The following is a 10,270-nucleotide window of genomic DNA, read 5'->3' as shown; positions in this document are numbered from 1 at the left end:
GGATCGTCATTGCAATCACCAACTACGAGCGAGGACACGATCCGGGACGTGAGATGCTCAAGCTATGAGTTGGATTCTATGACACGCTCGAAAGGAGAAGCAAACATCCGACAAAAACATGCCATGCAGTCCCACCTAATCCAGACAGTAACGTATTCTGGATGAAACTAGCGAATACGACTGTGATAAAGTCGTTTCGACGCGAGACTAATTCTTATCCTGCCCGCACTAAGGTCCCCTGTGGACCGTAAGGGCAACTCACTCACGGAATATGTCATTCTGACGTGCTCACAACCCAAATAATCGGAACGGTCGCAGTATCCGCTCAGGAAGGGTACTCATCCGGTTGGTAGCCCGTGAAGGGACTTTTTTGAGTGCGTCACCGATGGATCGGTCTTCGAATTGTGCGTAATACTGATCATTCCTCTTACTGACCGCATCTGTCTTTACAAGTATCTCAAGTGCTCCCTCAATCCGATGACGAGACAGATCAACAGTAGATATGAGTTCATCCGCAGACTGTGGTTCTCTTTCAATGGCGCGCCCGACGATCTGTGCATCTCCGAATCGTTCCATCGGGTTAGGTGAACCAGACACCGTTGCTCCGGCACCCGATTTCAGGTCGTAGAGACCATCGAGTACGAGCCATCCACCAACGAGTAGAAATCCGATTTTGATGACCACCACCCCTTCTGAGTAGGTGAGACTATATATTCCCAATCCGAACAGAGCGAGTCCAATAGGGATTTTCCCCCAGCCGTTGTTGATACCGAATCGTCGTTTCACTGGCTGCCAGAGACGTGCTCCAACGATCCCAATCGTTGCTCCGCCGATAGCACTTGTTGAAATGTCGGTGAAGTACCAAACCATGGCTAGACCGACAACTGACGCCCCAATCTCTACTGGGAATGAAAGTCGGTCGAACCAGCGGATGGCTTTTGGCCGTGATCCCATACTGGTGATTCTCAGACGACAACTAAAGGTGTTGGTGGTCACTCGACATGGTTTCGGTGCAACTGCACGGGTGGCGTCGCGGCGATCACGGCGAAGTACCTGTCAGCAGTCACCCCCTCTTGCACGATATGCAAGTGAAGTGAACGGATAGTTCGCTCCAGATTGGGTGAAAAGAACGCCATGCGGATCGTTCTATGACACCCTCCTGTTTGCTGGCACAGTTTCCAATTCCAAGATAGAGTCGTTCAGTAAGTCGAAAAGTTACGAAATCTGGAGTTGTGTGTACGAGCAGACGGATCAAACTGATGGCGACTATTTGAGCAAGTTCATCACGTTAGTCCGCTACAGCACCGACCGTCGTTTCCGCAAGCGTTGCCTGGTCTGGCGTCTCGCCAATTGTTATGTCGTAGAAAGACTGCCCGACGTAGCCGGGGTTGAGTTTCAGTAACGATGCGAGGATATCGATCCATGGGCCAACCGCCGCGATGAGCTTGCCCCGATCCAACGGCTGTTCGAACTCAATCAGCTCGGAGTTACCAAGATTGTAACCGAGTTCATCGAGTGCATCGAACAGCACGCCATCGACGGTCGTGGTCCCGACTGTCACACGGCCGGTACCGGGTTTCGTCGCATCAGTCTCTGGAACGTACCAGGGTGCGACTGTCGCTGTCCACTTACCGCCGTCGACCCGTGTGAGGATATCCAGCGCCTCAAGACGGTCAATGTGTTTCCGATAGGCCTCCCCCGAACAGCCGACACGCTCGAGAAGATCTGCTCGCCCGATCGGGCCGTCGGCCGTAAGCACGGCGTGCAAGATCTTGCCGGGCGTCGGGGCATACAGATCGGGGAACAGACGATCGGCCGGCAGCGTCGAGAGTGCGTATTCAATATCGGCGATTGTAACGTCACCTGGGTGCGTCGATCGGGTGAGCGCGGTCAGTGCGTCGACGACGTCGACCGGCGAGCCAGTGTAGGCTTCGAACAGTCGCGTGGTGCGGCGCATTGCATCGGTTTCGTGAGCCGGACAGAGATTCTTTTTCGTGAGCACTGTTTCGACGGCATGACACATGGCCGCGTAGTCTGATGTATCGGTGACCGGCACGTTGAGTTTGACCGGGTCGTAGTCCGTGCGGTCGTCGAGGCGCTGCTCGTCGCGAGCGGCAATCGCCCCGCGGATCTGTTCGGCGTAGTCCGAGATTCCAGGGCCAGAGAGAACCCACGACGCTCGAAGGTGGCTATTGGGATCTGACGGGTCCACATTGCGAGCCATCGCCGCGGTCCGTTTCTGACTGTCCGGTTCCCAGAAGTTTCGATGCAGCGAGTGCATTCCATATGAAGACTGCCGTGTCGTGACTTCGGAGACAAACTGACAGAAGTCTGCATTAGGAAGGTTGTTCGGGTCGGGAATGCGGATTTCAATCGAGATATCGACGCCGATCGCGTCGTAGAGCGCTGTCGCCGACATGAGAAGGCCGTGAGATTTCCGAAGCGTCTCAACGCGTTCGTCTTCGTCCAGACTATCCAGCTCACCAAGTTTCCGTAACAAGGCAGACCGAACGCCTGCGTACCGATCCTTGAGCAGGTCGTAAGCCTGTTCATCCTCGGAGAGCCACCCGACTTGCGCTGCCCGGACAAGATGGTCATAGACATCGCGACTGTTGTTGATGGTGTCACCGAAACAGTGCTCAAGTTCGTCGCCGAGTGCCGACGGCGTGAGAACGGTGCTTCACAACTTATCGTCAAGTAACGCCGTTGCAAGCCGCACCAGTGTGGGTAGCGTTCCGCCGTACTGCGTACTCACGGCCAGGTGGTCCTCCATGCAACTCACGTAGGTCACTCGGCCGTCGTCCCACCGTTCTACAGGGTAGTCGTTCAGGTTCACGCCATCGCGTATGTCAGCGGCCGTAATACGGGCATGTAGCGGCCAACTGCTGTCGCCCAGCTTCGGTAACCACTGCACGTAGCCGGCCGTCTCAGCGTCGCCCGTATCGGCCAGCACACCTTCCGCCGAACGGCCGTCCTCACCAGCACCCATCCCGTCGGCCGACCCATACACTGTACTTGCTGACTGACTTGGGGTCTCAGTAACGCTGCCAGAATTCGGATTTGAATCTGGATGCTCTGGTTGGTCGAACGCGGCAAAAACCGTCTCTTGAGCGGGATGAACAACCCGATGACCGTCTGTGATGAGGCCGGCAGCAGCCTTCCCACGCTCGGACAGGGACATCGTGTTCTCGGTACCGCGTCGATCGACGTCGACGTAGCCGTGGTCAGATTCGAGGGGGTCGATGTACGGCCGGATCTTCGCCCCGTACGATCATGCACACAACGCCCGCATTAACGAAGATCGGTACGCTCAGCGGTCACTGACCGAAACCGTCAACTCAGCCGTCAAGCGCTCGCTCGGCTACGCCGCGCGAGCGCGTACCTGGTATCGAGAGTTCCGTGAAATTGCTNTGACCGAAACCGTCAACTCAGCCGTCAAGCGCTCGCTCGGCTACGCCGCGCGAGCGCGTACCTGGTATCGAGAGTTCCGTGAAATTGCTCTGATGTGTGTCGTCTACAACATCAAACGTGCCGTCACACAGTGAAACCCACCGCCTTACAGCGATTCAACAAAGCCCAATTAGGTAAGGAGGACGAGGACAATTCCGACGCTCGCGCTGCCAAGCAGTATCAGAGCGATTATCCGCGCCATCTTCGGTGCCCCGGCCTTCCAAGTGATTCCGACGTACCCGATCATTTTTGAAACCGATCCCAGAACGAGCCCAACCCGTGTGGCATCTGACGGCAGTGACAGCTCGAAAGTATTGATAGCCAATAAGATGGCGGCAATAACAGCACCGAACGCGAGTGCTGGCCTCACTTGAAAGGGGATATCTAACTCGGTAGTCGGCGACTCCTGGCTTCGAATACGAGACCACAGCAGTCCCGTCACAGTGACGCTTACCCCAGCCATTGCAACGAACGGGCGAGCGACGAACTCACGATCCCGAAAACAACGAAATCTCGGGGAAACATCATCGTCACAGCAATCGCGGCGGCGCACGCATAGGTTCGGTCGAACTCGTCGTACCTCTTCGTCTGTTCTAGAAAGGACATGATCGTCAACCCCGGGGATACACTCCCACCTACCACTCCAGTGATCCCAATCGCTGTTCGTGGATCAACAGCCTTTGCGAGAAGATAGCCAAAGTAACTCAATCCCGCGATGAACACGACGACCATCCACACCCGCTGGGGGTTCAATCCAACCAACACGTCGAGTTTCTCGTTGGGAAGCAGAAAAAGGACGAGAACGAGGGAGAAAAACTGAATCGAAGCCCTGACCTCGTCACTGTCGACTCGCATATACACCCCCTCACAGCCCCTCACGACCCCTCCTCATCACTGCCCTCGAGATCGTCAACAGCTGCCGATTGTTCAGACCGATCAAGGAGTTCGACGGTGCCACGGTTGCCGTTAACCCGAATGTGGTCGCCAGTCTCGATACGTTGTGTCGCTTCGGTCACCGACACCACGCCTGGAAGTCCGTATTCGCGTGCAACGAGCGCGCCGTGACTCAGCCGACCCCCCACCTCGACGACGATACCTGCTGCGTTCAGGAATAGCGGCGTCCAGCCGGGATCGGACGAAGGGGCGATGAGGATTTCACCCGTTTCGATCGTTTCTTCGGCGGGATCGTGCACGACCCGTGCTGGTCCTTCAACGACGCCACCTGACACGTCCGTTCCGACGAGTGCATCTTCCGGAACATCCTCACGCTCGATATCCGCGTTCGGCGCTTCACCTTCGCTGGTCAATACTGGCGGCGCATCCAGTGCCGTGTGACGCTCGAATTCGGCACGTCGGGCTTCGATATCGACATCAATTGAATCACCATCCAGCGCGGTGAACAGTTCGTCCTTTCGGAGGAACCAGACGTCTTCGGAACGGTCCAATAGTCCCTCGGTGACGAGCAGTTCGCCGGTGTCACGGAGTGCTTCATGCCATGCCGTAAATATGTGACCCAGACCCTGCTTTGGGTACTCACGTGTCTGGATGTAGGCGCGATAGGTCCTGATTAGTCGGTGTACGAGTCGCCTTCGAACCGGGCCGAACAATCCGTGATCGGCCCGCTGTTCGAGCCGCTCGGCTGCTTCCAGTGCATCGCGTTCTATCCGCAGGATGTGCTCATGGTGTTCGCCAGTCTGTCCATGGTCAAGGGTCGCGCCAACTGCCTCAAGCAGCACCGCGGGATCTTCACGCCACCGCGGACGGCTGATATCCATTTCACCGGTCGCACGGTGACCGAATTCGTCGAGGTACTCCTCGAACGCGGTCACGAAATCCTCTCCTCCCTCGAGGGATGCGATCTCTTCTAGTGACGCGTTCTGCCGAAGGGCATTAGCGACCTCTGGGCGGGCGCGAGCAACATCTGCGAGATCACCCAATCCGAGATTGATTTGCGTGACCAGTTCATCCGGAAAGCCTCTCCCGATGGCGTTGATGTCTTCCTGAGCCTCCGGACACAACCGCTCAAGCCGACTTCCTGCGGTGAATGCAGCAAGCAACGGACCGACAGATGGGAGTTGAATGACTTCGTCCAATTGATTGAAGACGGCGTGCGCCCGCTCTTCGGGGGTATCCGGTGCACGTACTTGCTCAGCAATATTTTGCCCCCAATCCACCCACTTGGCTTTCTCGTGCTCAGGTGGGGCTGGCTCTCCGATAAAGGACCCAACGAAACCATCGAGCATGGCTGAGACGAGTGGATACCCCGTCCTTGCGCCCGTCCACGCTGCAGCGGCGAGCCGGGGCACTGCTGTGATAGTTTTCCCTATTGACCGCTTCTTACGGAACTCATCACCACGTCGTCTCAAAATATCCTCGACACCGGCACTCGCCGGTTCACTGGTCGCTTCCAGTTGGTCCGGAAGTCGGTCCCGGACAGAACTAATGCGTAACTGTGTGGTCATGTCGATATATACGCGCCCGCCTGCCTCGACAGCCCACTGTGTATCGGCCCCGAAGCCGAATTCCACGTACATCGTTTGAATGAATGACATCCAGAGATCTCGCACAAGCGGCGGCATGGCTTCGGCAAACGCCTGAATGTGTCCCATGCTGACATAGACATGCAGCCTGTCATCGGATGGTTCGGGCGACGGAACGGGAAATAACGATGTTATCGGCCGTGCCTGAACGACGTAGATCTCGTCGTCCGTGATACACCATTCGATGTCCTGCGGCCGTTCAAATATCGCTTCGATTTGTGTGCCGAGTTCTACTAGGTTCAGTACCTGTTCATCCGAGAGGACGTAGATCGTCCGTTCGGCGGATGTGAGGTCAATCGTCTCGGTGCCACCTTCGGGGAGCGGTCGTATTGCGCGTTGCTGGTCACTAACGTCGTAGTTGAGGATTTCCTTGGTTCGCGTATCGACTCGAACGGTGTCGGCGGCCATCTCTCCGGAGACGAACGCCTCACCGAGACCGAGACCACCCTCTATAACTGAGACGTGCCGGTTCCCCGTCATCGGATCGGCTGTAAAGAGGATACCGGAAACGTCCGAGGATACCATTCGTTGCACAACAACTGCCAGTGCGACATCTTCGTGTGGAATATCATTTCTCGCTCGATACGCGATTGCACGGTCAGTGAAGAGGCTCCCCATGCACGCACGAACCCGGTCGACGATCTCGTCCGCACCACGGACGTTGAGGAACGTCTCTTGTTGGCCCGCGAAAGACGCCTCGGGGAGATCCTCTGCCGTCGCGCTCGAACGAACCGCATACGCCTGTTCTGGATCGCTCGCGGTCTCGTCGACGGCAGCCTCGATCGCGTCTTGGACCTCCTCAGGGACGTCACAGTCCTCGATTCGAGTACGGAGGGTAGCACCCGCGTCCGCGATCGCCGCCGTGTCCGTCGGCTCGAGCGCTGCGAGCTCGTTGATGGCGTCCTCTATGGCCGAATCGTCGACCAACGCCTCATACGCGGCAGTCGTCACGCAGAAGCCCGCAGGCACCGGCAGGTCAGCTCCAACCAGCCGTGCCAGGTTTGCGCCCTTGCCACCGACGAGCGCGCTGTCGGTTGCACCAGCGTCGTCGAACCCGACGACGTACGTCCCTGTCTGGATGTCTTCACTCTCACTCATGATGGGCCTCCGTGTGCTGTGATTCATCGGTTCCGTCCGTTATCCCAGCCGCGACTGCGGAGATGAGCGTGTCCCGGACAGCAGGGTATCGATCTCGGCCGACGTGCTCCTTAGAGAATTCGAGGCGAGTCACCAATCGAAGCGTGTGGGCGATAGTCTCGGGATCGGGCCCGGTAACCTCACACTCGTCATACCACTGTTCGATGTACGGCAGGAGGAACTCGATTGACCGCTCGTGCCCCTCGATAAGTTCATCCTCGGAGTACTGCTCAAGCAGTTGATTGACATCATCTTCGAGAAAAAGCTGCCGGAGAAGTGGATTGGAGTCGAGTTCATCCATCGACTCTTCGAGATACGCTTCAATCGCCTTTTCTGGGTCGTCGTACGCTTCGAAGGAATTGCTCAGCAATCGAGGAATGTACTCTTCTAGATATTGTTCGATGATATCTATATAGAGCTCTTCTTTCGAATCGTAGAACTGGTAGAACGTCCCTTTGCCGATTCCTGCCGCCTCGGTGAGTTCCGAGATCGCGGTCTTGTCGATCCCATAGCGACCGAAGAACTCGCGTCCGGCGTCACGGAGCGACTCATGGACTCGCTCGCGCTTTGCATCAGTGAAGGTCGGCATAACTGGTCTCCTGAATTGGTCGGTGGTGAGTCGTTGGTACGTTCTCTTCTCTGTGTCGCAGACGTTTCTCGGACAACCCGCCAGTATTCCACCGTCGTTTAGGTGCCATGGTCGTACTACGCTATATGACTATTAATCTATTTCGGTCAGATAAGTCAGGTAGTCTCGTTGATAGCACTTCCGAACAGGTTCGCTATTTCGCCGTTGAATCCGACAGAGCAGGCGACGATCTGGACGGATCATCTCAGCTATTACGAGCATCTCGCAATCGCAGTGCGAACATTGTGAGGCCTACGCGGACGTCGAAGCGTTGGTCTGTCAACTCCCGATTGACCATCTCACGTTTGCTGCACACGATTCGTTAGCGCCGTATGCAGGGTCGTGAGCGATAGCTCTATTTAACGTATATTTATTTCACTCTTTGATACACTAATTCTGGAATTGCGACCCGATTCCGCCCGCAACTCATTTATCCTGCCGGCAACTCCGTTGCCGGCTGGAAGTACGCCGTCTTGCACTTTCTCCATGAGCATATGGACGCGACACTCGCCGAAGTCCTCAACTGGGCCGAAGAGATGGAACGCATACGAGCCGCGCTCGTCCTCGAGCGCGGCGAGTTCCTTGGTCCGTCTGCGCTGTGCAAGTCCCTTGATCGAGCGCCGATGGCTGTCTGGCGAGAGCGGCTCCAACAAAAGTCGGAGCTGCTCGACCAGTCCGGTCACGCCGCCATCGATACCACCTACTTTGACCGCAGAGAAGCATCGAGTCACTATCTCAAGCGGTGTGATCGAGACGTACAGACCGTGCAAGCGACATTTCTCGTCGGTACCGCGCAGAGCGCGGTCATCGACGTCCATTGCAGTGCGAAGTGGCCCAATGGGACGAATATCGGCCCGCAGATCGCCCTGCGGAACGCGGGCGACCTGCTCAGTCTCGCCGCCGACAAGGGCTACGACAATATGAGCTTCCGTGAGGAATTGCATGCTGAAGACGTGCGTCCACTGATCAAACACCGTATCTTCGCGCCGTACGATCACGCGCACAACGCGCGGATTGAAGACTAACTCTACAACCAGCGGTTGATCTGTGAAATGGTGAACTCGGTGATCAAGCGCTCGGACGGCTCGCCGTCCGAGCGCGGGCATGGTACCGCCAGTTCCGCGAGATCACGCTCACCGCCGCGGTCTACAACCCTGAACTGGCCCTCAAAGGCTTTGTTGAATCGCTGTAAGGTGGTGGGTTTCACTGTGTGACGGCACGTTTGATGTTGTAGATGACACACATCAGAGCAATTTCACGGAACTCTCGATACCAGGTACGCGCTCGCACGGCGTAGCCGAGCGAGCGCTTGACGGCTGAGTTGACGGNGAGCAATTTCACGGAACTCTCGATACCAGGTACGCGCTCGCACGGCGTAGCCGAGCGAGCGCTTGACGGCTGAGTTGACGGTTTCGGTCAGTGACCGCTGAGTGTACCGATCTTCGTCAATGCGGGCGTTGTGTGCATGATCGTACGGGGCGAAGATCCGGTGTGTGATTAACGGGCGAATGTCGAGTTCACGGAGTCGTTCTCGGAGTTGTTGCTTGTCATAGCCCTTATCAGTGGCCAGAGAGCGCAGATCGCCCGCGTTTCGGCGGGCGATCTNTCGAGCAGTGAAGATCAAGCACAGCTTGCGTTGCTGTATCGACGAGTTTTGTAACTTTGAGCGTCTGAACGCGATAATTCGTTCGTTGGCAGTAGTGGCGACTTGCACGATCTCATTCATAGAACGTTGCGTCGATCGCAGCGTGCTCAGAGAGGTCGTGTAGCTGCGTCGACTGGCGCAGCAACACTCGACAAACGCTCATCTCGATTCGATCAAACGCCTTCGCTCTTCGGAAGCAGATTGTTGGTCAAGCAGAGCTGGCGCTGTGAAAGCGTAGCGGGCAAGGGTGATGCTGATGCATCACCCGACTATGGTCCCAGTTGAAGTCTTTTGCTCAGAGGCGAGCGCCGGAACCTGCTGGAGCAGGTTCGCTGGCGCGAGGGGCTCCAGTGCCCGCGCTGCCAGTCTGAATCGGTGATTAAGTACGGCAGCTATCGAGAGTATCAGCGGTATCGCTGTAAAAATTGTGGACGCACGTTCAACGACAAGACCGGCACGATCTTCGCGCACGCGAAGATCGGCCTCGATAAGCTGTTGTTCGCGTTCTACTCGTTGCTCCGGTTCAACACGAGTATCCGCCAGTTAGACGCTGAACTTGATGTCTCGTATCGGTCGCTTCACNCGCTCGACGCGCCTCGCATCGATCTCGTTGGCCCAATCGAAATCGATGAGTTCTACGTCTCTGCCGGGAAGAAAGGCCGCGAGCGCGACGATTGGTCGCGCTCGCGTGGCCTGTCGAAACATGGGCGAGGAAGCTACGACGAGGACAAGCCACCGGTGTTTGTCCTCGTTGATCGCGGCAGCGGTCAGCGATACGTCATCCCGTCGAAATCCGCCGACGAATCGACCGTGCGACTCCTCCTCGATGATCACGAGGAGGAGTCGCTGACAGTCTATACCGATGGATTT

Annotated in this window: 5 protein-coding genes and 5 pseudogenes; 3 read left to right on the top strand and 7 right to left on the bottom strand. The window is 56.7% G+C overall.

Annotated elements, in window-relative coordinates; genetic code table 11:
* Positions 1 to 288: 288 nt before the first annotated feature.
* The 3 genes from C484_RS23195 to C484_RS17725 form a co-directional block, all read right to left on the bottom strand.
* On the bottom strand, positions 289 to 954 hold the full coding sequence (locus C484_RS23195) for a hypothetical protein (protein ID WP_152422743.1): 666 nt from the start codon (positions 952 to 954) through the stop codon (positions 289 to 291).
* A gap of 334 nt (positions 955 to 1,288) precedes the next feature.
* Positions 1,289 to 2,500: a hypothetical protein gene (locus C484_RS17730; RefSeq protein WP_049915641.1), complete on the bottom strand. Its 1,212-nt coding sequence runs from the start codon at positions 2,498 to 2,500 to the stop codon at positions 1,289 to 1,291.
* 180 nt (positions 2,501 to 2,680) lie between these two features.
* A complete protein-coding gene (locus C484_RS17725; RefSeq protein WP_049915639.1) occupies positions 2,681 to 3,181 on the bottom strand; it encodes a hypothetical protein in 501 nt (166 codons plus the stop codon).
* Positions 3,182 to 3,251: 70 nt separating this feature from the next.
* Here C484_RS17725 and C484_RS17720 point away from each other — a divergent pair.
* Positions 3,252 to 3,545 (top strand): annotated as a pseudogene (locus tag C484_RS17720) (hypothetical protein); the annotation flags it as partial.
* Positions 3,546 to 3,580: 35 nt separating this feature from the next.
* On the opposite strand, the pseudogene C484_RS25040 reads toward C484_RS17720, so the two are convergent.
* From C484_RS25040 to C484_RS17700, 3 genes and pseudogenes are all read right to left on the bottom strand, one after another.
* Positions 3,581 to 4,182 (bottom strand): annotated as a pseudogene (locus C484_RS25040) (DUF4010 domain-containing protein).
* A gap of 143 nt (positions 4,183 to 4,325) precedes the next feature.
* Positions 4,326 to 7,088: a PEP/pyruvate-binding domain-containing protein gene (locus tag C484_RS17705; RefSeq protein WP_006827254.1), complete on the bottom strand. Its 2,763-nt coding sequence runs from the start codon at positions 7,086 to 7,088 to the stop codon at positions 4,326 to 4,328.
* Positions 7,081 to 7,716, bottom strand: a complete 636-nt coding sequence (locus C484_RS17700) for a TetR/AcrR family transcriptional regulator (protein ID WP_006827253.1) — start codon at positions 7,714 to 7,716, stop codon at positions 7,081 to 7,083. The genes C484_RS17705 and C484_RS17700 overlap by 8 nt, the downstream gene beginning before the upstream one ends.
* A gap of 461 nt (positions 7,717 to 8,177) precedes the next feature.
* Between C484_RS17700 and C484_RS17695 the strand changes: the two are divergent.
* Positions 8,178 to 8,947, top strand: a pseudogene (locus C484_RS17695) (IS5 family transposase); the annotation flags it as partial.
* Positions 8,948 to 8,958: 11 nt separating this feature from the next.
* Here the strand turns inward: C484_RS17695 and C484_RS17690 are convergent.
* Positions 8,959 to 9,584, bottom strand: a pseudogene (locus C484_RS17690) (transposase); the annotation flags it as partial.
* Between the two features lie 87 nt (positions 9,585 to 9,671).
* Between C484_RS17690 and C484_RS17685 the strand changes: the two are divergent.
* Positions 9,672 to 10,270: pseudogene (locus tag C484_RS17685) on the top strand (IS1/IS1595 family N-terminal zinc-binding domain-containing protein); the annotation flags it as partial.

The sequence above is a fragment of the Natrialba taiwanensis DSM 12281 genome (assembly GCF_000337595.1).
GTDB classification, from domain to species: Archaea; Halobacteriota; Halobacteria; order Halobacteriales; family Natrialbaceae; genus Natrialba; species Natrialba taiwanensis.
The sequence above is the reverse complement of the archived record's forward strand: the minus strand, read 5'-3'. Positions and strand labels throughout refer to the sequence as shown.